Annotated in this window: 21 protein-coding genes; 13 read left to right on the forward strand and 8 right to left on the reverse strand. The window is 73.9% G+C overall.

What is annotated here, in order from left to right; all coding sequences use genetic code 11:
- The first annotated feature begins 76 nt into the window (after positions 1 to 76).
- Together LPA42_RS00435 and LPA42_RS00440 are read left to right on the forward strand one after the other, a co-directional pair.
- Positions 77 to 1,756: a right-handed parallel beta-helix repeat-containing protein gene (locus LPA42_RS00435; protein ID WP_077940088.1), complete on the forward strand. Its 1,680-nt coding sequence runs from the start codon at positions 77 to 79 to the stop codon at positions 1,754 to 1,756.
- A 197-nt stretch (positions 1,757 to 1,953) separates the two neighbouring features.
- Entirely contained in the window at positions 1,954 to 3,228 is a 1,275-nt protein-coding gene (locus tag LPA42_RS00440; RefSeq protein ID WP_077940089.1) for an Ig-like domain-containing protein, read from the forward strand.
- A gap of 164 nt (positions 3,229 to 3,392) precedes the next feature.
- Here LPA42_RS00440 and LPA42_RS00445 read toward each other — a convergent pair whose 3' ends face one another.
- Positions 3,393 to 4,412: an SMP-30/gluconolactonase/LRE family protein gene (locus tag LPA42_RS00445; RefSeq protein ID WP_228986212.1), complete on the reverse strand. Its 1,020-nt coding sequence runs from the start codon at positions 4,410 to 4,412 to the stop codon at positions 3,393 to 3,395.
- A gap of 189 nt (positions 4,413 to 4,601) precedes the next feature.
- Between LPA42_RS00445 and LPA42_RS00450 the strand changes: the two genes are divergently transcribed.
- Positions 4,602 to 5,039, forward strand: a complete 438-nt coding sequence (locus tag LPA42_RS00450) for an STAS domain-containing protein (RefSeq protein ID WP_077940091.1) — start codon at positions 4,602 to 4,604, stop codon at positions 5,037 to 5,039.
- Positions 5,040 to 5,130: 91 nt separating this feature from the next.
- On the opposite strand, the gene LPA42_RS00455 is transcribed toward LPA42_RS00450, so the two are convergent.
- Positions 5,131 to 5,499 (reverse strand): FKBP-type peptidyl-prolyl cis-trans isomerase, encoded by a 369-nt coding sequence (locus LPA42_RS00455; protein ID WP_077940096.1) that lies wholly within the window; start codon positions 5,497 to 5,499, stop codon positions 5,131 to 5,133.
- 236 nt (positions 5,500 to 5,735) lie between these two features.
- Positions 5,736 to 6,311 carry a DoxX family membrane protein gene (locus tag LPA42_RS00460; RefSeq protein ID WP_198956766.1) on the reverse strand — a complete coding sequence of 192 codons (576 nt, stop codon included), beginning with the start codon at positions 6,309 to 6,311 and terminating at the stop codon, positions 5,736 to 5,738.
- A gap of 216 nt (positions 6,312 to 6,527) precedes the next feature.
- Here LPA42_RS00460 and LPA42_RS00465 point away from each other — a divergent pair, with 216 nt between their 5' ends.
- Positions 6,528 to 7,226 (forward strand): CBS domain-containing protein, encoded by a 699-nt coding sequence (locus LPA42_RS00465; protein WP_077940092.1) that lies wholly within the window; start codon positions 6,528 to 6,530, stop codon positions 7,224 to 7,226.
- A gap of 23 nt (positions 7,227 to 7,249) precedes the next feature.
- Here the strand turns inward: LPA42_RS00465 and LPA42_RS00470 are convergent, their stop codons facing one another.
- Positions 7,250 to 8,374: a DICT sensory domain-containing protein gene (locus LPA42_RS00470; protein ID WP_228986213.1), complete on the reverse strand. Its 1,125-nt coding sequence runs from the start codon at positions 8,372 to 8,374 to the stop codon at positions 7,250 to 7,252.
- 191 nt (positions 8,375 to 8,565) lie between these two features.
- Between LPA42_RS00470 and LPA42_RS00475 the strand changes: the two genes are divergently transcribed.
- Positions 8,566 to 9,459: a DUF2726 domain-containing protein gene (locus tag LPA42_RS00475; RefSeq protein WP_077940093.1), complete on the forward strand. Its 894-nt coding sequence runs from the start codon at positions 8,566 to 8,568 to the stop codon at positions 9,457 to 9,459.
- Positions 9,460 to 9,735: 276 nt separating this feature from the next.
- Positions 9,736 to 11,022: a hypothetical protein gene (locus LPA42_RS00480; RefSeq protein WP_198956767.1), complete on the forward strand. Its 1,287-nt coding sequence runs from the start codon at positions 9,736 to 9,738 to the stop codon at positions 11,020 to 11,022.
- A gap of 213 nt (positions 11,023 to 11,235) precedes the next feature.
- On the opposite strand, the gene LPA42_RS00485 is transcribed toward LPA42_RS00480, so the two are convergent.
- The gene (locus LPA42_RS00485) at positions 11,236 to 11,583 is read right to left on the reverse strand and encodes an Lsr2 family protein (RefSeq protein WP_077940094.1); all 348 of its coding nucleotides are present in this window, start codon (positions 11,581 to 11,583) and stop codon (positions 11,236 to 11,238) included.
- A 267-nt stretch (positions 11,584 to 11,850) separates the two neighbouring features.
- Between LPA42_RS00485 and lon the strand changes: the two genes are divergently transcribed.
- Positions 11,851 to 14,181 carry an endopeptidase La gene (gene lon, locus LPA42_RS00490; RefSeq protein WP_077940095.1) on the forward strand — a complete coding sequence of 777 codons (2,331 nt, stop codon included), beginning with the start codon at positions 11,851 to 11,853 and terminating at the stop codon, positions 14,179 to 14,181.
- Between the two features lie 127 nt (positions 14,182 to 14,308).
- Here the strand turns inward: lon and LPA42_RS00495 are convergent, their stop codons facing one another.
- The gene (locus LPA42_RS00495; RefSeq protein WP_077940100.1) at positions 14,309 to 14,818 is read right to left on the reverse strand and encodes a MarR family winged helix-turn-helix transcriptional regulator; all 510 of its coding nucleotides are present in this window, start codon (positions 14,816 to 14,818) and stop codon (positions 14,309 to 14,311) included.
- A 110-nt stretch (positions 14,819 to 14,928) separates the two neighbouring features.
- Between LPA42_RS00495 and LPA42_RS00500 the strand changes: the two genes are divergently transcribed.
- Positions 14,929 to 15,300 carry a DoxX family protein gene (locus LPA42_RS00500; protein ID WP_077940101.1) on the forward strand — a complete coding sequence of 124 codons (372 nt, stop codon included), beginning with the start codon at positions 14,929 to 14,931 and terminating at the stop codon, positions 15,298 to 15,300.
- 23 nt (positions 15,301 to 15,323) lie between these two features.
- Here LPA42_RS00500 and LPA42_RS00505 read toward each other — a convergent pair whose 3' ends face one another.
- Entirely contained in the window at positions 15,324 to 17,048 is a 1,725-nt protein-coding gene (locus LPA42_RS00505; protein WP_077940102.1) for a DEAD/DEAH box helicase, read from the reverse strand.
- A 124-nt stretch (positions 17,049 to 17,172) separates the two neighbouring features.
- Here LPA42_RS00505 and LPA42_RS00510 point away from each other — a divergent pair, with 124 nt between their 5' ends.
- The 5 genes from LPA42_RS00510 to LPA42_RS00530 all read left to right on the forward strand — a co-directional run bounded on the left by LPA42_RS00510 (position 17,173) and on the right by LPA42_RS00530 (position 23,458).
- Positions 17,173 to 17,694 carry a 2'-5' RNA ligase family protein gene (locus LPA42_RS00510; RefSeq protein WP_077940103.1) on the forward strand — a complete coding sequence of 174 codons (522 nt, stop codon included), beginning with the start codon at positions 17,173 to 17,175 and terminating at the stop codon, positions 17,692 to 17,694.
- Positions 17,695 to 17,865: 171 nt separating this feature from the next.
- Positions 17,866 to 20,106 (forward strand): glycoside hydrolase family 9 protein, encoded by a 2,241-nt coding sequence (locus LPA42_RS00515; protein WP_077940104.1) that lies wholly within the window; start codon positions 17,866 to 17,868, stop codon positions 20,104 to 20,106.
- A 421-nt stretch (positions 20,107 to 20,527) separates the two neighbouring features.
- Positions 20,528 to 21,493, forward strand: coding sequence for a DUF5715 family protein (locus LPA42_RS00520; protein WP_077940105.1), 966 nt, complete (start codon positions 20,528 to 20,530; stop codon positions 21,491 to 21,493).
- 3 nt (positions 21,494 to 21,496) lie between these two features.
- Positions 21,497 to 23,098 carry an asparagine synthetase B gene (locus LPA42_RS00525; protein WP_077940106.1) on the forward strand — a complete coding sequence of 534 codons (1,602 nt, stop codon included), beginning with the start codon at positions 21,497 to 21,499 and terminating at the stop codon, positions 23,096 to 23,098.
- 126 nt (positions 23,099 to 23,224) lie between these two features.
- Positions 23,225 to 23,458, forward strand: a complete 234-nt coding sequence (locus tag LPA42_RS00530; protein WP_077940107.1) for a DUF6289 family protein — start codon at positions 23,225 to 23,227, stop codon at positions 23,456 to 23,458.
- A gap of 49 nt (positions 23,459 to 23,507) precedes the next feature.
- Here the strand turns inward: LPA42_RS00530 and LPA42_RS00535 are convergent, their stop codons facing one another.
- Positions 23,508 to 26,528 carry a carbohydrate binding domain-containing protein gene (locus LPA42_RS00535; RefSeq protein ID WP_077940108.1) on the reverse strand — a complete coding sequence of 1,007 codons (3,021 nt, stop codon included), beginning with the start codon at positions 26,526 to 26,528 and terminating at the stop codon, positions 23,508 to 23,510.
- Positions 26,529 to 26,574 lie beyond the last annotated feature (46 nt).

The following is a 26,574-nucleotide window of genomic DNA, read 5'->3' on the forward strand; positions in this document are numbered from 1 at the left end:
AAATCCGCGCGGACGGCGACCGCCTGTCGTCCGTCCGCGACCGCCCGGTCGCCCGCCCGCGCGAGGGGAGAGCGCAGTGCCGTACCAGGGCCTGCCCGCCGCCGTCCGAGACCGTCGCCCGGCCGTCGCCGGGGCACCACTGCACTGCGACGCCACCCGGTACGGACTGCGCGGCGACGGGGTGACCAACGACCAGCCGGCGCTCGCCGCCCTCGTGGACCGCCTCGGCGACGGCTACGCCGCCGACGGGCGGGCCCGGGTCATCTACTGCCCGCCGGGCATCTACTCCATCCGCGACGCGGGCACGGTCTGGCGCAGCGGGGTGTCCCTGATCGGGGCCGGCCCCGGCGCGACCCGGTTCCTGCTCAGCAACGAGGGCAACCGGGCCGACCCGACGCCGCTGGCGTTCTGGACCACCCTCCAGCACGGCGCGGACCGCGACCGGCACATCGCCGACTGCACCTTCGCCGACTTCGAGATCGACGGCTCCGGCGTGGCCATGGCCGAGTACAACTACCTCGCCAAGGGCCTCGGCCTGCAGTACGTGGTGCGCGGCGTCTTCCGCAACCTCTACATCCACCACACGGCGGCCACCGGCCTGGGCTGCGACTTCCTCCAGGACAGCCTGATCGAGGGGGTGGTGGTCGTCGGCTGCGGCCGCCTCGACAACGGCCAGGAGATGGGCGGCGCCGGGATCGGCGTCGGCATCGGCGGTTGGGGCACCGTGGAGCGGCTCACCATCGCCAACTGCACCGCGCTGGGCAACGGCACCAACGGCATCTTCCTGGAACTCCAGAAGGCCAACTGGCCGCCGCCGCGCGGCTACCGGATCGTCGGCTGCCACAGCCAGGGCAACCGGTTCGGCATCTCCGACTGGGGCGCCGACGGGCTGATCGTCTCCGCGTGCACGATGACGGGCAACCTGGAGGCCGGCTTCGACGTCTCCGCCGAGGGCACCTCCGGGGTCGCCGGCCGGGGCGGCCTGCTGGCCGACTGCGTCATCGACGGCAACGTCCGCGACGGCGTCAGCATGGGCAACACCCCGGGCCCGTACACGGTGCGCGGCAACCGGATCAGCGGCAACGGGGCGTACGGCTACCACGAGCACGACCTCGGGCACGGTTATCACGGCGCGGCGACGGACGTGGTGATCGACAGCAACGACTTCTGGGGCAACGGCCTCGATGCCATCCGGATCGACCGGCCGATGGTCGACGCCGTGCTGCTCAACAACCGCATCCGCAACAACGGCCGCCAGTGCGCCGGCGCGTACGGCGCGGGCGGCGAGTCCGTCCGCTACAACGAGCGGTCGCTGGTCGACCGGACCGCCGGCTGGCAGCACGACGGGCACCGGGGCAAGGTGCTGCGGGTCGGCAAGCGGGTCGCCCTGGTCGCCGCCAACGACGACACCGGGCTCACCCTCGCCCCCGTACGCCCCGACGCGTACACCGCCTGGAGCGGGGACACCCCGCTGCCGGGGACGGCGTACGAGCTGCCGCCCGCGCCGCAGTGCCGGGCCGGGATCACGGTCAACGCGCACGTCGACTCGGCCACCATCCGGGGCAACCGGATCTGGGACAACCACGACGAGCGCACCCAGACGCACGGACTCTGGATCACCGAGCGGGGCAGCTGCGTGGGCTGCCGGGTCGAGGACAACGACCTGGCCGGCAACGCCGTGGCCGCCACCCGCCTGGACACCCCTCCCGTGGGTGGCCGGTGGGACCGCAACCACGGCGACCAGGACTGGGACTGACGGCGGGGCGAACCGGTCGTCCGTCGGCGGAAGGGCCGATCGGTGACACCGGGCCCTCCGGGCGCGGTTCACCATTTTCGACCCGCCGTCGCCGAAACTGCCGACAATAGCTCCGCGCCTTTTCCGGAAACTGCACCGGGCCTCCCGTAACGCCATACAGAATGTGGCCAAAGGGGAGCGGAAAAGGGGTGCGGAACATGGACGTGAGGCGGCGATTGACGCTATTGGCGGTAACCATCGCAGCCACACCACTGGTCCTCGGCGGATGCACCGCCGGGGAGAGGAAGGCCGCCGAGCGGGCCGCGCGGGTCGCGCCGCCGCCGGCGGTCGAGCTGACGCCCGCCGACCGGACCCGGGACGTCCCGGTCAGTGCCGAGATCGGCACGAGCGTGGCCCATGGCAGGGTCACCGGCGTCCGGCTCACCGACGACAAGGGCCGGCAGGTCGCGGGAGAGCCCCGGGAGGACGGGACGAGCTGGGTGCCCGGCGCTCCGCTGGCCGGCGGGCGGACGTACACCGCCGAGGTGACGGTGACGGGGGACGGCGGGAGGACCGCCACCCGCACGACGACGTTCACCACCGCGCCGAAGCCGACGAAGCCGGCGATCACCAGCACGCTCTACTTCACGGGCAACCAGACGTACGGCACCGCGATGCCCGTTACGGTGGCGTTCGACCCGGGGGTGCCGAAGGAGGCCCGCGCGGCGGTGCAGAAGCGGCTGTTCGTCAAGACCGACCCGCCGCAGCCGGGCACCTGGTCCTGGCTGGAGGACGGTAGCCAGGCCTACTACCGGGCGCCCGACTTCTGGCGGCCGGGCACGAAGATCAGCGTCCGCGCGGCGCTGGAGGGGCTGCCGATCGGCAAGGACCTGGTGGGCGACGCCGAGCACCGGGCCACCTCGAAGATCGGCCGGCAGGTCTCGGTCGACATCGACAACGCCAGCAAGCAGATGTCGGTCTTCCGCGACGGCAAGCTGGTCCGCCGGATCCCGGTCAGCCTCGGCAAGCCGAGCACGCCCAGCTCCAGCGGCAAGATGGTGATCATGGAGAAGCACGAGCGGACGACGTTCGACACCCGCGGCGAGCCCGACGGCGGCTACGTCGTCGACGTCGACGACGCCCAGCGGCTCACCTGGGGCGGGGAGTTCATCCACTCCGCGCCGTGGTCGGAGGGCGACCAGGGCTTCACCAACGTCTCGCACGGCTGCGCCAACGTCTCCGCCGCCGCCGCGGACTGGCTGATGGGCATCACCCAGGTCGGCGACCTCGTCACCGTCACGGGCACCGAGGTGCCGCTGCGGGCCGGCAACGGCTGGACGGCCTGGAACGTCAGCTGGGACGAGTTCGTCAAGGGCAGCGCCCTGCCCGTCCCGGCCGGGCTGCGGCCCAGCCCGCACACCGCGTCGCCGCACCCGGGGGCGGTGGCCGGCGGGGGTTCGCCCGCGCCGACGCCGTCGGCCAGCGGCGGCTGACCATCGGGAGGAACGGCCGCGGGTCGGCCCGTCACCGCACGGTGGCGGGCCGGCCCCTGTCGCGAGCGCGGAACGGGGGACGTCGCCCGACACGTGGCGTGTCGGCCGCTCCGGGCACGCGCCGCGCCGGACGGGGCACGCGCCGGGCGCGGCCGGCCCCGGCTTCAGCCGAGCGGCACCCGGGCCACGCCGGTGCCGACCAGGGAGCCCAGCCAGAGCCGGTCGCCGTGCTGGCGTACCCCGGTGATCATCCAGTAGGCGCCGCGCGGGCCGTGCAGGGTCCGCAGCACCGCGCCCGCGCCGTCGACCAGCGCGACCAGCCCGTAGCGGCGCGGCTGCGGCCGGACCGCGTCGGGCAGCAGCGCGACCAGCTGCCGCAGCCGCGGGTGCGGCAGCAGCCGCTCCACCACCGGCAGCCGGGGGCTGGGCAGGGCGATCCAGTACGTCCCGTCGCCGACCCCGCAGAGGTTGTCCGGATACGCCGGCAGGTCCGCCAGCACGGTGGCCGCCCCGCCGGGCAGGTCGACCCGGAGCAGCCGGTGGGTGGTCGTCTCCACCAGGATCAGCGCGGACTCGTCGGGGGTGAGCGCGATCCCGTTGGGGAAGTAGAGCCCGGCGGTCACCACGTCCGTCCGCCCGGTGCCCGGATCGTAGGCGAGCACCCGCCCGTTGGGCCGGTGCTCCAGCAGGTCGTGCTTCCAGTGCGACAGGGGGAAGCGGTCCGAGCTGTCGGTGAAGTAGATCGTGCCGTCGCGGGCCACGGCGGCGTTGTTGGCCAGGTGCACCGGCGGTGCGGTGCCGGTCAGCTCGCGTACCGCCCCGTCGGGGGTGACCCGCAGCAATCCCCGGTACGCGTCGCAGACGACCAGGCTGCCGTCGCGCGGGTCGAGTTCGATGCCGAGCGGCCGGCCCCCGGTCTCCGCCAGCAGCCGCGCCGGGGTGCCCGCCGGCGCGTCGGCCGCCCACCACCAGAGCCGACCGTCCTCGTCCCCGCTGACCACCCGGCCGGCCGGGTCGACCACGACGTCCTCGGGACCATGCGCGCCGTCGGGCAGCGGCAGCAGTTCCACCTCGTCGAGCCGACGGTCGTCGGGCGCCCACGGCCCGGTCAGCGGGGGCGGCACGGTGGCCGGCTCGCGGACGGGACGGATGGGCCGGGGCGCGCGGGGGCGGGGTACCACCATCGGCCCATTCTCACCCCGGCACCGGCGGCCGGGGCGCGTCGTCCGGCGGCGTGTCGAGCGGTCCCGCGCAGCGCCCCCGGCCTCCTGCCAGGGGAGGATCCGGGGCGGCTCAGGGTCAGACCCTGGGTGTACCCGGAGTCACTCCCGGGCAGGGCGGAAATGTCGGTGGGTGGGGCTAGATTCGTGGTCATGGAGCAGCACAGCGATCGGTTCCACGTGCAGGTCGACGTGGGTGACGACGTGGTGGAGATGAGGGCGACCGGCGAGGTCGACATCGCCACGGTCGGCGTGCTGCGCTCCGCGCTCTGGGCCGCCCCCGCCCGGCCGCTGCTGCGGCTCGACCTCTCCGGCGTCCGGCTGCTCTCCGCCGCCGGCGTGCGGGCGCTGGTCGCCGCGCACCGCCGGGCCCGCGCGCGGGGCGGCGAGCTGGTGCTCGTCGACCCGGCCCCGATGGTGGCCCGGGTGCTGCACGTGACCGGCCTGGACCGGGTCATCCCGGTCCGGGCGGGCGCCACCGCCGCCCCCGTCCCGGCTGCGCCCGCGCCGCTGGCGTTGCCACCGGGGCTGCTGGTCCCGCTCGCCGCCGAGCGGGGCAGCGCGTCCGCGCCGCTGGTGTCGGCCGCCTGACCCGCCGGGCCGTCGGCTCGCTCCCGCCCCGCCGTTGCCCGGCCGGGGCCGCCGGCGGATGCCGACGCCCCCGGCCGGGGGAGCTGACGGGTCAGCGCACGCCGAGCAGGTCCACGACGAAGACGAGCGTCTCGCCCGGCGCGATCACGCCGCCGGCGCCCTGGTTGCCGTACCCGAGGTGCGGCGGGATGGTCAGCTTGCGCCGGCCGCCGACCCGCATGCCGACGACGCCCTGGTCCCAGCCGGCGATGACCCGTCCGCCGCCGAGCGGGAACTCGAACGCGTCGCCCCGGTTCCACGACGCGTCGAACTCACGACCCGTCGAGTGGGCCACGCCCACGTAGTGCACGGTGGCCCGCTGGCCCCGCTGGGCCTCGGGGCCGTCGCCGACGACGATGTCCTCGATGACGAGATCGGCGGGCGGCGCGCCCTCGATCGGGCCGATTTCAGGCTTGTCCATGCCGTACGCCTCCTGCTCGGTGGTGCGTCCACTGCGGTCGTCGTCGATCCTGCCGGATCGTGATCCGCCGATCTCCATCGGTCCCTCGGCCGGCGCCCGGCGGGCCCGCCCGCCGCGACGAAACGAAGCGGGCCCGCCCGCCGCGACGGAGCGGGCGGGCGTTGGCCCGGAGGCATACGTGCCGGCGGGCGTCACCTTCGGAAGGTGACGCCCGCCGGGCCCGTGCTGTCTGCCGTTCACCTCAGCCAGGGGAACCGCTGGACGATGGCCAGCCGCTTCCAGGTCCGCCCGAGGCCGAGGGTGTCGCCCGCGCCGACCAGGGCGAGGACCGCCAGCACCGCGGCGTAGATGAGGTGGTCGTCCATGAAGGGGTTGTTCTCGGGGGGCAGGACGGCCGTCCACATCATCACCAGGAGCAGGCCGCCGGCGGTGGCGGCGATCCGCGTGCCGACGCCCAGCAGCAGGGCCACGCCGATCGCGGCCAGGCCGACCATGAACATCCAGTCCGCCCAGGCGGCGCCGGCGATCCCGTTGTAGAACCCCTTGAACGGGCCGGCCGCGCCGAAGCTCAGGAAGCCCTTGGTGGGGCTGCCGCCGTTGATCCAGGCGTTCTTCGCGGCGGTCTCGTGACCGAGGCCGAACATCTTGTCGAGGAAGGCCCAGAGGAAGGTCCAACCCAGCGCGAGGCGGATGCCGCCGAGGACGTACCGGGTGGCCCGCTCCCGGGTGGTCTCGGTCGTCCTGGTGGTCTCGGCCGCCGGCGCGGTGGTCCTGGCGGTGGTCCGCTCGATCGTCGCGGTCATGGTGTCCACGTCCCTTCCTGTCCTCGCACCGCGCTTCCCGGTGGCAGTTCCATTGGACATCCGGCACCCGGTGGGCCGTCAGGGCCGATGGGTCCGCTTCTGGCCGGGACCTTCGACCCCGGTCCACCCGGTCCGTCGGCCGTCCCGGCACCGGCCCACGGCCTCTGCCGGCGGCCCCCGCACGCCCGTAGCGTCGGGCGTGACGACGGCGGCAGGGAGGTCGCGATGAGGACCTGGCAGGTGGGCGACGTGATGACCAAGGACGTCGTGACGGTGGGGGAGGAGACCCCGTACCGGCAGATCGTGGACGTGCTCGTGCGCCGGGGCATCAGCGGCGTGCCGGTGGTCGACGGGTTCCGCCGGGTGCTGGGTGTGGTCTCCGAGACGGACCTGCTGCACCGGATCGAACGGGTCGGGCACCCCGACGAGCGGCGGGTCTTCGAGGGCCGGCGTCGCCGGGTGGCCCGGGAGAAGGCCGCCGCCCTGGTCGCCGGGGACCTGATGACCGCGCCGGCGGTGACGACGTACCCGCAGGCGTCCCTGCCGGCCGCGGCGCGGCAGCTGGACCGGGACGCGGTCCGGCGGCTGCCCGTCCTGGACGACCTCGGCCGGCTGGTCGGCATCGTCACCCGTGGCGACCTGCTGCGGGTGCACCTGCGCACCGACGCCGAGATCCGCGAGGAGGTGGTGCGGGAGGTCCTGCGGCGGGTCCTCGCCGTGCGGGACGGACTGGTGACCGTGCGCGTGCGCGACGGCGAGGTCACCCTGGACGGGCGGCTGGACCGGCGCAGCGCGGTCGACCTCGCCGGCCGGCTCGCCGCGCAGGTCGGCGGCGTCGTCCGCGTCGTCAACACCATCGCGTACGACGTCGACGACGACGCGCTCGTCGAGCTCGCCGACGGCCAGGTCACCCCGGTGGCCTGACCGCCGGCCCCGTCCCGCCGCGCCTACGGCTGCCCGACGGGCACCTCGGCCGACTCGGGGGCCAGCCGGGCGACGGGCACCCCCTCCCGGGCGGCCCACCCGACGGCGTGTCGGACGTCGCCCACGGGCAACGGCCGGCGGCTGGTCACGGTGACCGCGGCGTGCACCGCGAAGGCCACGAACGGGTACGACCGGGCCAGGCCGGCGACCGCCTCGTGCACCTGACCGGCGACCGCCACCGCCTGCTCCTCGGTCAGCGCCGGCAGGATCAGCAGGTACTCCTGGTCGGACAGGCGCACCGCCCGGTCCACGGGGCGCAGCGGCGCGGTCACCGCCCCGATCACCGCCTGCGCCTCCCGGGCGGCGCTGCGGCGGCCGAAGCGCTCCGGCGCGCCCGCCGGCTCGTCCACGCGCACGCCGACCAGCGCCACCGGCAGCGTGCCCGAGGCGGTGACCCCGTCCGCTCCTGCCCACCGGCGCATCCCCGGCTCGTCCAGCAGCGGGGCCGGTTCCGCCAGGGCCGTGCCGCGGTCGCGCCCGCCCGGCCGGTGCGCCCGGGCGGCCCGTTCGGCGCGGGAGAACATCAGCCGCAACGCCGCCTCGCCCCGTGCCTCGCCGGGTGTGGCGGGCAGGTCCCGGACCCGGGCCAGGGTCTCCTCCACGGCGAGCCGGACCGCGCCGGGGAGCCGGTCGGCGAGCCGGTCGCGCAGCCGGACGACCTCGTGCAGCGCCTCGTCGCGGCGGAACCCCCACCGCCCGTCGAAGAGCCGACCCGACTCCAGCGTGGTCGCCTGCTCGACCTCCGCCCGGTCGTGGGCGACCAGGGCCGCGCCGAACCGGGGGGTCAGCGCGACCACGCTCCACTCCCGGGCGAGGTCCTCGGTCTCGTCCAGGGTCACGCCGCACGCGCCGGCCGGCAGCGCCTCCGGGCGCTGCCCGACCACGCCCACCACGGTCGCCGCCGCCGTGGCCGCGATCCGCTCGTAGACGGCCCGCTCGCGGTCGAAGTAGGGCATCCGCTGGAAGAGCGCGATCACCACGAGCGGGCCGTCCTCGGCGGTGGCCAGGGCGGCGCTCTCGATGGCGTGGGAGACAGCGACGAGGCTGCGCTTGGTCAGAAGTTCCGGAGCCCGTCCACTGTGCAGCACGCGCTGAGCCTAGAGAATCGGATCTCCGGTCGCATCCGTCGGGCCCCGGGCGGACCGGCGGGGCGCAAGCGTCTCCGCCGGGCCCGCGGTGGCCCGGACCGGTGACCCCGCGCGGGCCGCACCGGCGAGGTGGGCGTCGCGCTCGGCGGCCTAGACTCGGCCGTCGACGGCCCGACGGACGGAACAGGCGGATGACGCGCACCGGTAGTGATCACGGCTCCCTGCTGCGCCCGGTCGCGGCGTCGACCGGGCGGGCCCCGGTCCTCACCCGCGCCGGTCAGGTCGTGTTCGGCCCCCGCCGGCTGGGGGAGCTGGTGCACGGCCGTCCGCCGGGCGTCACGGGCCACCAGTGGAACTCGGCCGGCCGGGAGGGCTTCGACCACGTGGTGTGTGCCGGCGACAACGGCCGTCCGCTGTTCGCCGTCGAGATCGGCCCGCCGGCCCCGGCCGGCTCCGCCGCGCAGCGCGCCGAGCGGATGAAGAACGCGGTCTGCGCGGCCGTCGGCCTGCCGGTGCTGCGGATCGTCTCGCCCACGTTGCGCGCCGCCGACCACGGCCGCCGCATCGTGGAGTACGTCATCGACGCGCGCGCCTACGCCGACGCCGTCTCGCCTCCGCCGGGGCAGGACGACCCGGCGGAGGTGATGCCCGTGGAGTTCCGGGAGATCGTCGGCCGGCTGCCGGACGGGCGCAGCGGCCACGTCAACGACCTCGGCGCCCTCGCCCGGGCGGCGGCCGTGGAGGCGTACGTGTCCCGCCGGCTGGTCGATCCGATCGTGCGGGGCCTGCACGTGCGCTGGACCGACGGCCCGGTGGAGGGCTGGAGCTGGGTGGAGGTGCGTCCCGGCCGCTGCCTGGTGGAACGGGTGCAGGTCGTCCAGCAGCGCTTCTCCTGCGGCGTGGACGCCGGCCGTCTCGCCGAGGACCTGGCGGCCGTGGCGGTCGGCGAGCGGCTGCGCGACGTCGAGGCGGTCGGACCGGATCTGGTGGCGCGCGACGAGTTGGACCGGGACATCCGCCGGCTGCGGGAGCGCCGCGACGAGATGCACGACGGCTTCGCCTTCGACCACCTCTGCGCCGGCTGACCGACCTCGTCCACGGGAGTGACCAGCCCTTCCCGGCGCTCCGCAAATTTCCCGTATCCGGGTTGAACCGTGGCCGTCGCGGGTCCGTACTCCAGCCCGAATGGACACGGATCTCCCCGCCGCGCCGGCCGGCGCGACGACGATGAGGAAAGGGCATCGTCGGTCATCGACACGCGACCGGAACGTCGCAGTGATCCTCGCCGAGGCGTCCCACCCGAATTCATCGGTCCGACGGGGTCACGAGTCAACTACCGGATCGAGAAGGAGAGCAATTCGATGCGCAGGTCCCCACGGGCGCGCCGGTCATCCGGTAACGCACGGAGCAAGCGACTGCTGGCCGTTGTCGGCACGCTTGCGGTCTTCGGTGGAATCGTCGCCGTGACCCAGATCTCGTCCGCCGGGGACCGGCGGACGACCACCCGCGCCGCGGCGGCGTCGTGCGTGGCGCCCAGCCCCGGCGCGACCTCGAACATCGGCAGCAGCACGACCCAGACGTGGCAGAACGGCCGGTGGGTGCGCAACCACTGGGGTGACGGGCAGATGTCGGTCGCGGAGTGCCAGTCGGTCAAGGCCGGCGGCACCGCCACGAACGCCAACACCAACGCCGCCCCGGCCGGCTCGACGATCGCCTGCCCCGACGTCGCCAGCAAGCTGCCCCAGGTCCCGGCCGCAGCCAAGGCCGAGGTGGACCGCAACCTCGAGCTGCTCAAGACGCAGATCAACGAGGCGAACAAGCGGCTGGCCGCCGAGGGCCGCAACGGCGGGCAGTTCATCCAGAACGCGATCCTCGGGCCGCTGGCGGACAAGCGCCGGGCGACCTTGAGCCGCATCGCGACCGCCATCGGTCGGGTGGCGCAGCGGCCCCAGGGCCTCGAACAGCTCGCCACCTGCCAGCTCGCGGTCGGCGCCAACCCCAACGCCGGCAACAACAACGGTGGCAACAACAACGGTGGCCAGAACGGCGGGAACAACAACGGCGGCCAGAACGGCAACAACGGCGGCAACAACAACGGCAACGGCCTCGGCGTCCTCGCCAAGGACTGCGGCAACAGCCGGCTGCAGCCGCACGACGGCTTCCAGAACGGCAACCGGTGCGTCAGCACCGCGTTCGGCGAGGTCGGCGCGGCGGCGAACAACCCGTCGCTGCTGATCACGCAGTTCCCCAACCAGGTCCAGCGCAACCAGGCGTTCCAGCTGCGGGTCACCACCCGCAACCTGGTCCGGGACCGGTTCCTCGCCGCGGGCCAGGGCGGCTACTACCTGGAGAGCTCCCTGCTCAACGGGCAGGGCCTGGTGCGGGGGCACTTCCACACCGCCTGCCGGATGCTGAACAGCACCCGGCAGCCCCCGAACCCGCAGGACGTGCCGGCGTTCTTCGTGGCCACCGAGGACGGCCGGGGCGGCTCGCAGCCGGACGACGTCATCATCCAGGTGCCGGGCCTGCCGCAGGCCGGCACGGCGCAGTGCTCCGTCTGGGCCGGTGACGGTTCGCACCGTATCCCGATGATGGAGCGGGCCAACCAGACCCCGGCGATCGACGTGGTGCGGATCCAGGTCAACTGACCCGCCGGCCGCGCGCCGTACGCACATCCGGGCCGCCCGGGGCAGCAACCGCCCCGGGCGGCCCCGCGTCGCGCGCCGGGTCGTGGGCGGTGTGACCGGCAGGCGGTACGCCGCCGGAGCGGGGCCGTGGGAATTGCTACCGGGAAAAGCTCCGGGGCCACCGCCGAATCTCGGCGTGGCCCCGGTGTTCCGCGTGGTGGGCGCGGTGTCGGCTCAGCGGTTCTTGAAGGCCTCGACGACGGACACGGGGATCCGGCCCCGGTCGGAAATCTCGTAGCCGTTCTTGGTGGCCCATTCCCGGATCGCCCGGTTCTGCTCGCGGTCCATTCCCGAGACCGGAGCCCGGCCGGGGCGGCGGGCGGTCCGGCCGGCCTCGACCGGCCCTCGGCCGATTCGCCGGCCAGCGTTGATGTAGGGGTCGAGCGCCTTCCGGAGGGTGCCGGCGTTCTCGTCGGACACATCGATGGTGTACGCCACGCCGTCCAGGCTGAACTCGACGGTCCGATCCGCCTTCCCGCCATCGAGGTCGTCAGTCAAGACGGTGATTACTTTCCGGGCCATCGCCAATTACTCCTTGTGTGGGGCGGGGTGTGTTACGAGTTTGACGTATCCCTGGGTAAATCCGCAAGAATATGCCCCGTTTGCATTCGGCGCGTCGACTTGTCGGTGATGCAATCCCGCTCCCCACGGTGGAATTTGCCAGTTCGGGTTCGCCCCGGGCGGCCCGCGCGGCGGGGGTCGGCGTGTCCCGGGTCACATTCCGGAACAACGGGAGCCGGCCCGGACTTGAGCCTGACACGCTCAAGTCAACGCGATGGCAGGTGTTCGATGGCAACTCTTCCGGTACTACCCCTCACCGACGCCGTCCTGCTGCCCGGCATGGTCGTCCCGGTGACCCTCGACCCCACCACCCAGGCCGCGGTCGACGCCGCGCGCGCCACTGGCGACAAGAAGGTCCTCGCCGTGCCCCGCATCGACGGCGAGTACGGCTCCGTCGGCGTGATCGCCACCATCGAGAAGGTCGGCCGGCTGCCCGACGGCGAGCCGGCCGCCGTGGTCCGCGGCCTGTCCCGGGCCCGGATCGGCTCCGGCGTCCCCGGGCCCGGCGCCGCCCTCTGGGTCGAGGCGACCGAGCTCGACGAGCCCGCCCCGGCCGGCAGGGCCCGGGACCTGGCCCGCGAGTACCGCGCCCTGATGACCTCGGTCCTGCAGCAGCGCGGCGCCTGGCAGGTCATCGACGCCATGGAGCGCATGACCGACCTCTCCGAGCTGGCCGACGCGGCCGGCTACGCGCCCTGGCTCACCCTGGCGCAGAAGACCGAGCTGCTCGCCGCCGCCGACGTGACCGCCCGGCTGGAGCTGCTGGTCGGTTGGGTGCGTGAGCACCTGGCCGAGCAGGAGGTCACCGAGCAGATCAACAGCGACGTGCGCGAGGGCCTGGAGAAGACCCAGCGCGAGTTCCTGCTCCGCCAGCAGCTCGCCGCGATCCGCAAGGAGCTCGGCGAGGACTCCCCGGACGGCTCCGCCGACTACCGGGCCCGGGTGGAGGCCGCCACGCTGCCGGAGAAGGTCCGCGAGGCGGCGCTGCGCGAGGTCGGCAAGCTGGAGCGCGCCAGCGACGCCTCCCCGGAGGCGGGCTGGATCCGCACCTGGCTCGACACGGTCCTCGAGATGCCGTGGACCACGCGTACCGAGGACAACACCGACCTGGCCGCGGCCCGCGCCGTGCTCGACGCCGACCACGCCGGCCTGGCCGACGTCAAGGACCGCATCCTGGAGTACCTCGCGGTGCGCAACCGCCGCGCCGAGCGCAACCTCGGCGTGGTCGGCGGGCGCGGGTCCGGGGCGGTGCTCGCCCTCGCCGGCCCGCCCGGCGTCGGCAAGACCAGCCTCGGCGAGTCCGTGGCCCGGGCGCTCGGGCGCAACTTCGTCCGGGTCTCCCTCGGCGGCGTCCGCGACGAGGCGGAGATCCGGGGCCACCGGCGCACGTACGTCGGCGCGCTGCCCGGCCGCATCGTCCGCGCCCTGCGCGAGGCCGGCTCGATGAACCCGGTCGTGCTCCTCGACGAGGTCGACAAGCTGGCCGTCGGGTATTCCGGCGACCCCGCCGCCGCCCTGCTGGAGGTGCTCGACCCGGCGCAGAACCACACGTTCCGCGACCACTACCTGGAGGTCGACCTCGACCTGTCCGACGTGCTCTTCCTGGCCACCGCCAACGTGGTGGAGACCATCCCCGGCCCGCTGCTGGATCGGATGGAGCTGGTCACCCTCGACGGCTACACCGAGGACGAGAAGGTCGCCATCGCCCGCGACCACCTGCTGCCCCGGCAGCTCCAGCGGGCCGGGCTGACCGCCGAGGAGGTCACCGTCGCCGACGACGCCCTCACCCTGATCGCGGGGGAGTACACCCGGGAGGCCGGTGTGCGGCAGCTCGAACGGGCCCTGGCGAAGATCCTGCGCAAGGTCGCCGTCGCCCTGGCCGACGACCCGACCCCGGTGCGGGTGGACGCGGACAACCTGGCCCGCTACCTGGGGCGGCCCCGGTTCACCCCGGAGTCGGCGGAGCGGACGGCGGTGCCCGGTGTGGCCACCGGCCTCGCCGTGACCGGCGCGGGCGGCGACGTGCTCTTCATCGAGGCCACCAGCATGGAGGGCGAGCCGGGACTGACGCTCACCGGCCAGCTCGGCGACGTGATGAAGGAGTCCGCCCACATCGCGCTGTCGTACCTGCGCTCCAACGGGCGTCGGCTCGGCATCGACCCGAACGCCCTCGCCGGGCGGCGGATCCATCTGCACGTCCCGGCGGGCGCGGTGCCGAAGGACGGGCCGAGCGCCGGCATCACCATGGTCACGGCGCTGGCGTCGCTGGTGACGGGCCGGCCGGTGCGCCCGGAGTTCGGGATGACCGGCGAGGTGACCCTCTCCGGGCGGGTGCTGCCCATCGGCGGGGTGAAGCAGAAGCTGCTCGCCGCGCACCGGGCCGGCCTGACCGAGGTGATCATCCCGGCGCGCAACGAGCCGGACCTGGACGACCTGCCGGCCGAGGTGCGCGGGGCGCTGACCGTGCACACCCTCGCCGACGTGGCCGACGTGCTCGCCCTGGCGCTGCGCCCGGCCGACGCCGACACCCGCACCGATCCGGCCCTCACGGCCGCCTGAGGGGTAAGCAGGGGCCCCTTGTTATCGCTTTTCGGATAACAAGGGGCCCCTGCAAACAAGCCTCGCCCCGCGCGGCAGCCGACCGGTGGTGGGGCGGGGCGGCAGGCGCGGGGTGGGGTGGTCGGGGTCAGCGCCCGTCGGCGGTGCTCTCGCCGTGGTCGGACGACGCCGGGCAGTCGCCGGGCGGGGCGAGGCGGCTCAGCAGCGCGGCGGTGATCTCGCCGAGCTGCGTGACCTGGGTCGGGGTCAGCGCGTCGAAGACGAGCGAGCGGACGAGAGCCACGTGCCCCGGGGCGGCCGCGGCGAGGTGCGCGTACCCGGCGTCGGTGAGCACGGCCACGCACCCGCGGCCGTCGTCGTCGGCGCGCTCGCGGCGTACCCAGCCCCGGCGTTCCAGCCGGCCGACGAGGTGGGACAGGCGGGACTGCGAGCCGTTGGCCAGGGCGGCCAGCTCGCTCATCCGGCGCGAGCGCCCGGGGGCCTCGGCGAGGGTCGCCAGCACCCCGTAGCCGAATCGGGTCAGGTCGGCGTCGCGCTGCAACTGCCCCTCGAGCTCGTTCGGCAGCAGCGTGAGCACGGCGAGCGTCCGTCGCCAGATCTCCTGCTCGCCGTCGGTCAGCCAGCGGGTGGGTTCCATGTCGCCAGCCTACCGAATACTTGACGATTCAAGTATCTGCTCGTACGGTGGTCCTTGAAGCGTCAAGTATCTCGCCCGCCCACGCGGCGGTCCGCCATGGAGGCACCCCCATGAACATCGCCCTCTGGGCCCTGCAGATCCTGCTCGCCCTGGTCTTCGCCGGGGCCGGGCTCACCAAGGTCACCCAGCCCAAGGAGAAGCTGCGCGAGAAGATGGGCTGGGTCGAGGGGGTGCCGGACGGCGCGGTCAAGGCCCTCGGCGCGCTGGAGGTCCTCGCCGCGATCGGCCTGGTCCTGCCCGCCCTCACCGGCATCGCCACCGTGCTGACGCCGCTGGCCGCCGTGGGCGCAGCGATCGTGATGGCCGGCGCCGTCGTCGTGCACGCCCGGGCCAAGGAGTACCCGCCGGCCGCGTTCACCGCGCTGCTGCTGGTCGCCGCGCTCGTCGTCGCCTGGGGGCGGTTCGGCCCGTACGCGTTCTGACCGGCCCGGCCGGCGGGTACTCGTCAGGGGCGGTCGCGGTCGCGGCGTACCGTCGTCTTGCGGCCCTTGATGGTGCTGTTGCGCAGCCCGGCGATCACCTCGTCCGCCACGGCCGCCGGCACCTCGACCAGCGAGAACCGGTCGGCGATCTCGATCGAGCCGATGTCGCGCCCGCTGACCCGGGTCTCCCCGGTGATCGCACCGACCAGGTCCTGCGGGCGCACCCCGGCGCGCCGGCCCAGCCCGATGAACACCTGCGTGGTGCCCCCGGAACGGGGCCGCCCGGGCCGCCGTTCGCCGCCGCGCCCCTCCTGCCCGGGGCGCCCCTCGCGCTGCGGGCGGACCGCGACCTGCGGGATCTCCTCCTCGTCGTCGTCCGAGCCCGGGGAGGCGGCCTCGTGGGCCAGCTTCACCGCCGCGAGCGCCACCTCCATCATGTCGAACTCGTCCGACAGTGACTCCACGATGACCCGGAACGGCTCCAGGTCGTCCTCCAGCAGGCTCTCCCGCAGCGCCGCCTGGGTCAGCTCCAGCCGCCGGGTGCGCAGGTCGGCCACCGTGGGGATCTTGTCGATGGCGATGCGCTGGCCGGTCACCCGCTCGATGGTCTTGAGCATCCGGTGCTCGCGCGGCTCGGCGAGGGTGATCGCCACCCCCTCCCGGCCCGCCCGCCCCACCCGGCCGATGCGGTGCACGTACGACTCCGGGGCCGACGGCACGTCGTAGTTGACCACGTGGGTGAGCTGCTCGACGTCCAGCCCCCGGGCCGCCACGTCGGTGGCCACCAGCAGGTCGGCCGTGCCGGCGCGCAGCCGGCCCATCACCCGGTCCCGCTGCTCCTGGCTCATCCCGCCGTGCAGCGCCTCGGCGCGGTAGCCCCGGCCGTTCATCGTCTCGGTGAGCCGGTCCACCTCCTCCCGGCTGCGGCAGAAGACGATCGCCGCGGTCGGCGACTCCACGTCCAGCACCCGGCCCAGCGCCGCCGGCTTGTGCGCGCGCGCCACGATGTACGCGCTCTGCCGCACCCGGGGCGTCTCGCCGGCCACCGGCTGCTCCCGGCCGATCTGGATCCGCACCGGGTCGGTCAGGTGCTGGCGGGCCATCCCGTCGATGCGCGACGGCATGGTGGCCGAGAACAGCACCGTCTGCCGCTGCTGCGGGGCGTGCTCCAGGATCGCCTCGATGTCCTCGGCGAAGCCCATGTCGAGCATCTCGTCGGCCTCGTCGAGCACCACCGTGGCCAGGCCGCCCAGCCGCAGGGTGCCCCGGGCGATGTGGTCCAGCGCCCGGCCCGGGGTCGCCACCACCACGTCCACCCCCAGGTCCAGGGCGCGCAGCTGCCGGCCGATCGGCTGGCCGCCGTAGATCGGCAGCACCCGGGCGCCCAGGTCCTTGCCGTAGCGGTGGAACGCCTCCGACACCTGCACCGCCAGCTCCCGGGTGGGCACCAGCACCAGGGCCACCGGCTCCCCGCCGGTCCGCCCGTCCGGCATCCGCTGCAACAGCGGCAACGCGAACGCGGCCGTCTTGCCGGTGCCGGTGGCCGCCTGACCGAGCAGGTCCCTGCCGGCCAGCAGGGGCGGGATCGCCTCCCGCTGGATCGGGGTCGGCTCCTCGTAGCCGAGGGCGGACAGCGCGCCGAGCAGTTCGGCGCGTAGCCCGAGGTCGGTGAAGGCGCTTGCCTCGTCTTCGACGCCGGGGGAGTGCGGGTCGGTCGGTGGATCCTGCCGTGCGGGTGCGGAGCTCATGCGACAAGCTTTTCATTCCCGCCCCGCCCGGGTTTCGCCGACCGGCGTAAACCGCGCCGCGCGTCACGTCCGACGCCGGCCGGCGGTTCTCCGGGGCACCCACCCGCCGGTTAGCCTGGCCGTCGTGCGTACCGTCGAACTGGTCTGCTGCCCACAGCTGGAGGCCGCGGTGCGTGCCGGATGGGACCGGCTCGCCGCCGCCGGCCTGCCCAGCCTGGCCCGCAACACCCACCCCACCAACCGTCCGCACCTGACGCTCGCGGCGGTCGACGAGTTCCCGCCGGGCACCCGCCGCCGGCTCGCCGCGCTCGTCGGGCGGGCCCTGCCCCTGCCGGTACGCCTCGACCGGATCGCCGTTCTCGACGGCAGCGCCCCGCTGGTCTGGCTGCTGCGCCCGGAGCCGGCCCTGACCGCCCTGCACGAGGCGGTCTGGGACGTCCTCGCCGGGGCCGACGGGCAGCGCCCCTGGCACGCCCCGGGGCGGTGGGTCCCGCACCTGAGCCTGGCGCTGCGCTTCCGCGCCGCCGACCGCCGGCTGGCCCGGGCAGTGGTCGGCGTGGACCGGCCGGCCGGGGAGTTCGTGGCCGCCCGCAGCTACGACGGCGCCACGAGGACGGTCGGCCTGCTCGGCTCCGCCGGGAGCTGATCTCGACGCGTCCCGCGGCACGAAGGTGCGACGGTGGTCGATCGCCTTCCCGTGCGGTGATGGCCTAGGGTTGGTCCAGCGCTCCCGTCGACGGTCTGTCCGACCGCCCGGCGGCTTTGTGCTGGGCAGGTCCGGCAGGTGGTCAACCCGACGCACCCCGGAAGAGGAACGATGCCCCTCCGCAAGCGCCCGGCCGCCATAGCGGCCGCCACCCTGCTCACCCTGAGTGCCCTGGCCGTCGTGCCGTCCATCGCGGCCGCCGCTCCCGACCCGGGCGGCCCGGTGAAGGTGAACCAGGTCGCGTACGTGCCCGGCACCCCCAAGCAGGCCACCGTGGTCAGCACGTCGACCAGCCCGCTGGCCTGGACCCTGCGCAACGCCGCCGGCGCGACCGTCGCCTCCGGCCAGACCACCGTACGCGGCGCGGACGCCCTCTCCGGCGACAGCGTCCACGTCGCCGACTTCTCCGCCTACGACACCGTGGGCAGCGGCTACGTGCTCACGGTCGGTGGGAACAGCAGCCACCCCTTCGACATCTCCGCCGACGCGGTGCGCCGGCTGCGCACCGACGCGTTGGCGTTCTTCTACCACCAGCGCAGCGGCACGCCGATCGAGTCGCGGTACGTCGGCTCCCGCTACTCCCGCCCCGCCGGGCACGTAAACGTCGCCCCGAACCAGGGCGACAACGCGGTGCCCTGCCGCACCTCCTGCGGCTACACCCTCGACGTGCGGGGCGGCTGGTACGACGCCGGCGACCACGGCAAGTACGTCGTCAACGGCGGCCTGGCCACCTGGCAGCTGCAGAACATCCACGAGCGTGCCCTGCACGTGACCGGGGCCGACCGGGCCGGGCTCGCCGACGGCACGCTGGCGATCCCCGAGCAGGCCAACGGGGTGCCCGACGTGCTGGACGAGGCGCGCTGGGAGCTGGAGTTCATGCTGAAGATGCAGGTGCCCGACGGGCGCACGAACGCCGGCATGGTGCACCACAAGATCCACGACCAGAACTGGACCGCGCTGCCGACCCGGCCGGAACTGGACAGCCAGCCCCGGCTCCTCGCGCCGGTCAGCACCGCCGCGACCCTGAACCTGGCGGCGACCGCCGCGCAGGCGTCGCGGCTGTGGAAGTCCTACGACGCGACCTTCGCCGCCCGGGCGCTCGCCGCCGCCGAGAAGGCGTACGCCGCGGCGAAGGCGAACCCGAACCGGCTGGCGCCGGCCACCGACAACACCGGCGGCGGCGCCTACGAGGACAACAGCGTGGGCGACGAGTTCTACTGGGCGGCGGCCGAGCTGTACGCCACCACGGGCGCGGCCGGCTACCGGGCCGACGTGACCGGTTCGTCCTACTACAAGGGCACCAGCTTCGCCAACCGCGGCTACGACTGGAGCTGGACGGCCGGGCTCGGCGACACCACCCTGGCCCTGGTGCCCAACGGCCTGCCTGCCGTCGACCTGGCCGCCACCCGGGCCGCGATCGTGGCCTTCGCCGACCGGCTGCTGACCCAGACGGCCAGGCAGGGCTACCCGGCCCCGGGCAGCGGCGACGGGACGTACTACTGGGGCTCCAACGGCGCCGTCGCCAACAACGGCAACGTCCTGGCCCTCGCCTTCGACTTCACCGGCCAGCAGAAGTACCGCGCCGGGGCCTACGCCGCCTACGACTACCTGCTCGGCCGCAACCCGCTGAACCAGTCCTACGTGGCCGGTTACGGCGAGAAGCCGGTGCGCAACGTGCACCACCGGTTCTGGGCCAACCAGAACGACTCCTCGCTGCCCACCGCGCCGCCCGGCTCGCTCTCCGGCGGGCCGAACAGCCAGCTGCAGGACCCGGTGGCCGTGGCCCAGCTCTCCGGGTGCAAGCCGCAGAAGTGCTACGTCGACGACATCGAGGCGTACTCGGTCAACGAGGTGGCGATCAACTGGAACTCGGCGCTGGCCTGGCTGGCGAACTGGGCTGCGGAGCGGGCGGGCACCGGCGGCACGACGCCGGAGCCCACCCCGTCGCCGACCGTCTCGCCGACCGTCTCGCCGACGGTCTCGCCCACGCCCACGCCCACGGCCACGCCGACGCCCACGACCACGCCGCCGGCGGGCGGCTGCGCGGTGACGTACACGTCGAACAACTGGAGCAACGGCTTCAGCGGCAACCTGACCGTCACCAACAGTTCGGCCGCGACGTGGCCGTCGTGGACGCTGACCTTCCGGTTCACCGCCGGCCAGCAGATCAGCCAGGGCTGGTCCGGAAAGTTCAGCCAGAGCGGCGCCGAGGTGACGGTGACCAACGAGAGCTGGAACGCGGTCGTCGCCCCGGGCGGCTCGGTGAGCCTCGGGTTCAACGCCTCCCACACCGGCGCCAACCCGACCCCGGTGGGCTTCGCCGTCAACGGCACCGCCTGCACGCTGCGGTGACCGGGTGACCCGGTGACGAGGATGCCGGCCCCGCCGGCCTGATCCGGGTCCGTCGCCGATCCGGCCCTTCGCATGTGCAGTCGGTGAAGGGGGCTGCGGGATCGACGACGTTCGGCGAAACTGGTCAGGGGCCTCTTCCGATCGGAATCGAGGCCCGGGCGGACGGCCGGGGTGCCGCACCCACCCCGGCCGTCCTGCTCCATGCGGCGCCGCACCACCACCGAAGCGGCGTGGCAGCAGCGGCGGCTCAGTGGCAGACGCGCGCAGGTAGCCGAATCCGACGGTCCCCGTGGCTCCGCGCCGCCGTCGTACGGCGCGCATTCGGGGGAGATGGGAAGAATGTTCGGCCTGTGCCGGCTACTCGTGGTTACGGTGCTTTTGACAGCAACCGCGCCGTGTCGTACCGGGAGAGGACCCGACCATGCGAGTGCCCAGCCGAAGCTCCGGCCAGCAGCCCGGCACCTCCGTCGCGTCCACCGCACCGGCGCGGCGCGTGCCACGGGGCGTCGCCCCCCGCCCGGCCCCGCCGACGCCCGACCTCGACGCCTACCGGGCCGCCGTGACGGACCTGCTCGTCGAGGTCGGCGCGTTGGCCGACCCGGACTCGGCGGGGGCCCGCCAGGTGCTGCTCGACGAGCGGCTGCGCGAGCCGGCGATCGCCGCGGTGCTCGACGCCACCGCCCAGGGCCTCGTCGGCGCCCGGGAGACGCTGCTGCTGGAGATGGCCCGCTACCAGCCCAGCCCGCGCAGCTCCGCCGGTGACCTGGCCGCCCTCGTCCGGATCTACCTGCTCTCCCGCATCGACGTGATGTGGTGGCGCGACGCCACCACCTTCATGACCGACGCGCAGGTCCACGCCAGCAGCGAGCTGGTCGACCTGGAGTGGCTGCGCCGCCGCGACCTGCTCCGCTTCCGCTACCAGGAACAGCCCGCCACCGTCGTCGGCCGGGGCGTGCGGGCGGTGCGCCGCCGGCTGCTGCCGGACGCCCGGCCGCGTACCGCCGGCCTGAAGTTCCGCCGGGCCCGGCGCGAGGTGATCGGCCTGCTCAACGACATCGGCCGCGAGTTCGCCCGCAGCGCCCCGCCCGGCACCCCGCCGCTGTGGGTGACCAGCCTGGTGCGCAGCGCCGAGCACCAGCACCGGCTGCGCCGCCTCGGCTACGCCGCGATGGTGCCCAGCGGCCACTGCCTCGGCTACGCCGTCGACGTGGAGATGTCCTGGTTCCAGCGGTTCGGCGCCCGGGACGTGCTGGCCGGCCTGCTGCGGGCCCGCCAGCAGGCCGGGGAGATCAACGTGGTCGACGAGGGGCAGGCCTGGCACGTGTGCCTCGCGCCGGCCGCCCGGGCGCGGTTCCGCCGCGCGTACGAGGCCGAGATGGGGGTCTGAGCCGTGTGCGGCATCGCTCTGAGCCTCGGCCCCGAGGCCGACCCGGCCACCTTCCGGCGGATGCTGGCCGTCCTCGCCCCGCGCGGCGAGGTGACCGAGACCCGTCGGGAGGCGGGCCTGCTCGCCGGCACCCGCCGGCTGCGGATCGTCGACCGGGAACGGGCGGTGCAGCCCTGGGTCGCCGCCGACGAGCGCCTCCTGCTCTGCTTCAACGGCGAGGTCTTCAACCACCGGGAGCTGCGCGTCGAACTGACGCGGCTGGGGCACGCGTTCCGCAGCGAGAGCGACACCGAGGTGGTGCTCGCCGCCTTCGAACGCTGGGGCGAGGACGCGGTGCGGCGGCTGCGCGGCGAGTACGCCTTCGTCGTGGTCGAGCGGGCCACCGGCCGGGCGTACCTGGCCCGCGACCCGCTCGGGGTGAAGCCGCTGTACTGGTCCCGGGTGCCGGGCTGCCTGCACCTGGCCAGCGAGGTCAAGGCCCTGGTGGGGCACGGCGCCCCGGTCGCCGAGGTGCCCCCGGGGCACCACGGCTGGGCCGAGCCGGGCGGCCACGTCCGGCTGCGCCCGTACGTCGACCTGCTCACTCTCGGCGACGGGCTGCCCGTGGTGGACGACCCGGACGAGGCCGCCCTGCTCGTCCGGGCCGCCCTCACCGACAGCATCCGGATGCGGCTGGACACCGACCTCACCGTCGGCGTGGTGCTCTCGGGCGGGCTGGACAGCTCGCTCGCCCTGCTGCACACCCACCAGCTGCACCCCGACTGCGTGGCGGTGACCGTCGGGGCGCCGGGCAGCCCCGACGTGGCGTACGCCCGGCGGCTCGCCGCCGACCTGGGGGTGCCGCACGAGGTGATCGAGCTGCGTCCGCGCGACATCCGGCTCGCCGACGTGCGGGAGGCCATCCGGATCTCCGAGCTGACCGAGTACGGGGACATCATCAACGCCGTGGTCTCGGTGCCGATCTTCCGGCGGCTGCGTGACCTGGGCGTCAAGGTGGTGCTCACCGGCGACGGCTCCGACGAGCTGTTCGGCGGCTACCCCATGTACCACCAGGTCGGCCCCGAGCGGGCCCGCCGGCTGTTCCTGCACAAGATCCGCAACCTGTGCCGTACGGAGTTGCAGCGGGTGGACCGCGCGAGCATGGCCCACGGGGTGGAGGCGCGGGTGCCGTTCCTCGACCTGAGCGTGGTGGAGTTGGCGATGCGGCTGCCGCTGGAGCTGAAGCTGCGCGAGGGGCAGGAGAAGTGGATCGTCCGCCGGGCGTTCGCCGACGTGCTGCCCGACTACGTGCGGCGGCGGCCGAAGAACCCGATGTCGTACTCGTCGGGGCTGCACGAGCGGGCCCGGCTCTACAAGCCGCTCTTCGCCCGGCTGCACCGCTCCTTCGGCTACGACCTGCTCGACCCGGTGCGCCGGGACTTCGACAGCGTGCTCACCCGCTGCGGCAACGACCTGGACCGGGCCATCGCCGACGGGCTGGCCAGGCCGGACTACACGGTGCTGGAACACGCCCGGGACCTGGTGGGCGCGGCGAAGTGGAACGCCGCGCCGGTGGTCCGCCGGCTGGTCGGCCCGCGCGCCACCCGCCGGACCCCGGTCGGCTGACGAGCCACCCCTACCGTCGTTGCCCCAGCCACTGTGGACCACTACGTTGATCGATACACAGGCGGCCGGTGGGACGACGAGTCACCCCGGGCGTGACGCCTCACCCGTCGCCGGAAGGGGACCCGCGTGATCCGCCGCGTGCTGCTGACCGCCGCCCTGGTGGGCGCCTCCGTGCTCGTCGTGCCGGGCTCGCCCGCGCAGGCCCGCGCCTGCCGGATCGACCACGAGTGCGTGACCACCTACTACTCCGACTCCAGCCACACCACCGTGCTGGGGGAGAAGTACGAGAGCTGCTCCGGCACGGTCTACACCTGGGGTGTCCGCTCCGGCTACCCGACGTTCGTCGAGAGCCCCTGCTGAGTCCGGCTGCCTGTGGTGGGGCGGCCCGGCGGCCGCCCCACCACACCCGTCACCGCAGGTAGGGGCCGGTCTCGCCGATCTTGCCCGGGGCCGGGTTGCCCGGCAGGTCGAGCACGTACACCCGCAGGTTGCCCTGGCCGCTGACGGTCGCGGTCAGCGTCCCGTTGCCGACGGTCTGCACGTCGCCGGTGACCGCGTCGACGTACCGGCCGTTGGGTACGCCGGTGAACGTCGCGCTGCCGGAGACCGTGACCAGCGCGAAGCTGTCCACCGCGCCGGAGGTGAACCGGCGCTTGTACGCCATGGAGCCGCTGATCCCCTCGGTCGAGTACTGCCCCTTCTGCAGGGCCGGCACCGCCCGGCGGATCTGGTTGAGCCGCTGCACGTGCTTGACCAGCGGCTTGCTGAGCGTCGTGGCCACGGCCCCGGTGGCGGAGCCGACCTTGCCGAAGTCCGTCGCGGTGACCGTGCCCTGGAGATGGTCGCCGTAGTAGGCCCGGCCGGTGGTCGCCAGGGGGCAGGTCGGCCCGCAGTCGATCTTCGCGCCCTTCTGGAACTCGATCTCGGAGCCGTAGTAGAGCGTCGGGATGCCCCGGAACGTCCACATCAGGCTCATGTTCTCCGCCCAGGCGTCGGTGCCCCCGGTGTAGCGGGTGTTCGACTTGTTCGGACCGTAGTCGTGGCTGTCGACGTAGACGACGTTGTAGGTGGCGTCGTTGTAGCTGTCGTCGGAGTCCTTGCCGTTGCCGTACGCGTTGTGGGCGTCACCGAAGTTCATGTGCATCCGCATGTCGATGACGTTCATGCCGGAGAACTTCGAGTGGTCCGGGGCGTGGTAGGTGTTGCCGCGCAGGAACGCGTTGTCGCTGGTGGGCTGGCCGGCGGGACCGGCGAGCTGCTCGTAGTCGTACTGCTCGATCGCGGCCTTGACGTCGTCGGGGCTGTATTCCTTGCGCTCCTTCCAGGTGAAGAACTGCGCCGAGTGGTTGACCGACCCCCGGTTCCACTTGTCGTTGACGAACGCGGCGACCTCACCGAAGACGTAGAAGTCCTTGCCCTTCTCGCCGTGTTTGGCCAGGGCGTGCTGCTGGATGGCCGGCAGGAAGCGGCGGTTCCAGGTGACCCGGGGGATGTGCACGGCCGTGTCGATCCGGAAGCCGTCCACCCCCATGTCGATGTACCGGTTGTACCCGTCGATCAGGTACTTCTGCACGGTCGGGTTCTCGGTGTTGAAGTCGGCCAGGTCCTCGTGCAGCCAGCAACTGCGCGCGTCCTCGCCCTCCCAGTTGCCGATCCAGCACTGGTGGTAGAGGTCGGCCGGGAAGAGCTTGCTGGTCGGGGTGGGCCACTGGCACTCGTACAGCTTGAAGCCCTCCGGGCTGGTGCCGTTGGGCGTGCCCCAGCGGGGGCACTGGTTGCCGGCCGGCGCGGCGGTGGACCAGACGTCCCCGTTGTACGGGCGGCCCTTGGCCAGGGCGTTCTGCGCGGGGGTCAACTCCGGGTCGGTGCCGGCGTGCTCCACCATGGGGTCGTACTCGCGGCCCGCCTCGGGCTTGCTGTACATCCACTTCCACTGCTCGTCGCGCACCCCGTACACGGTGGGGGTGAACAGGCCCTTGGCGCCCCAGCGTGAGCTGTGGTTGTAGACGACGTCCTGGAAGATCTTGATGCCCTTGCCGTGCGCGGCGTTGATCAGGTCCTGGTAGCTCGCGCCGGGGCTCTCCAGGCGCGGGTCGACCCGGTAGAAGTCCCAGCCGTGGTAGCCGTGGAAGTCGTAGTCGGAGCGGTTCAGCACGACCGGGGTGATCCACAGGGCGGAGAAGCCGAGCCCCTTGATGTAGTCCAGCTTGTCGATCAGGCCCTTGAAGTCGCCCCGGAACATCGGGTCGTCGTTCGCCGCGTTGCCGGACTTCACGTGCTGGCTGCCGCCCCGGTTGTTGGTGCTGTCGCCGTCGGCGAACCGGGCGGTCATCACGAAGTAGATGGTGTCCTCGCGGGGGTCGCCGCCCAGGGGGCTGCCGGCCGCCGCCGGCGGCGGGGCGTCGCCGGTGGTCGCCGCGGCCGGTGCGCTGGCCGCCGAGGTGTTGCCCGCCGCGTCGTACGCCCGCACCGTGTACTCGTACCGGGTGTTGGCGGTCAGCGTGCCGTCGACGTGGCTGGTGCCGGTGGTGGTCACCGTGACCGTGCCCTCCGGCCCGCCGGTGCGGGTGAGCCGGTAGCCGGTGACGGCCCGGTCGTCGGTGGCCGCCGCCCAGGACACCGCCACCCGCAGGCCGTTGGCGGTCGCGCCCAGCCCGGTGGGGGTGGACGGGGCGGTGGTGTCGGGGGTCTCCGGGGCGCACGGCGCGCTCGCCCCGGCCGTCACGACGCCGGCCTTGACCGTGCTCACCCCGGCGCCGATGGTGTAGTCCGCGCCGTTGTTGTTGTCCCAGGTCCCGGTGCCGTTGTTGAACGCCGCCTTCAGCGTCGCGGCGCTGCCGAGGTCGACCACGCGGCGGGCCCACCCGGTGCAGCCGGCCTCCATCGGCACCCCGGGCACGGCGGTCCAGGCCCCGCCGGCGGGCTGGTAGTGGATGTTCGCGCTTGCCCAGCCCCGGGTGGCGAGGTGGTACCAGACCTCGGCGGTGCGGGTGGCCGGCGTTCCGGTCGGCGCGGGGGTGGCCGTCGGCGTGGGCGAGGGGGTGCCGGCGCACGGGTCGGACGTGCCGACCACGCCGCCGGAGACGGTCACCGTCCCGGTGCCGGTGCGGTAGTTCGCGCCGTTGTTGTTGTCCCACGCGCCGGCGTTGTTGTTGAAGACCACCTGGAGGCCGGTGGCCGAGCCGGCGTCGATGGTGCGCTTGCGCCAGCCGGTGCAGGCGGCCTCCATCGCCACCCCCGGGACGGCCGTCCAGGCGCCGCCGTCCGGGGCGTAGTGGATGTTGACGGTCCCGGTCCAGGCGGTGGGGGGTCGGTAGTAGACGGTCACCGTGTTCGCGGCGGCGGCCGTGCTGAGCGGGGCGAGCCCGACGGTGAGGCCGGCGGCCAGCGCGGCCCCGATCATCCGTCGTCGTCCGGTGCGGCGGGGCATCGGACCTCCTCGGGGGTGGGCGTCGGCGTGGCCGACGGGGGTGATG

Origin of the sequence: Micromonospora sp. DH13, assembly GCF_020873825.1 — a bacterium.
GTDB lineage: Bacteria > Actinomycetota > Actinomycetes > Mycobacteriales > Micromonosporaceae > Micromonospora > Micromonospora haikouensis.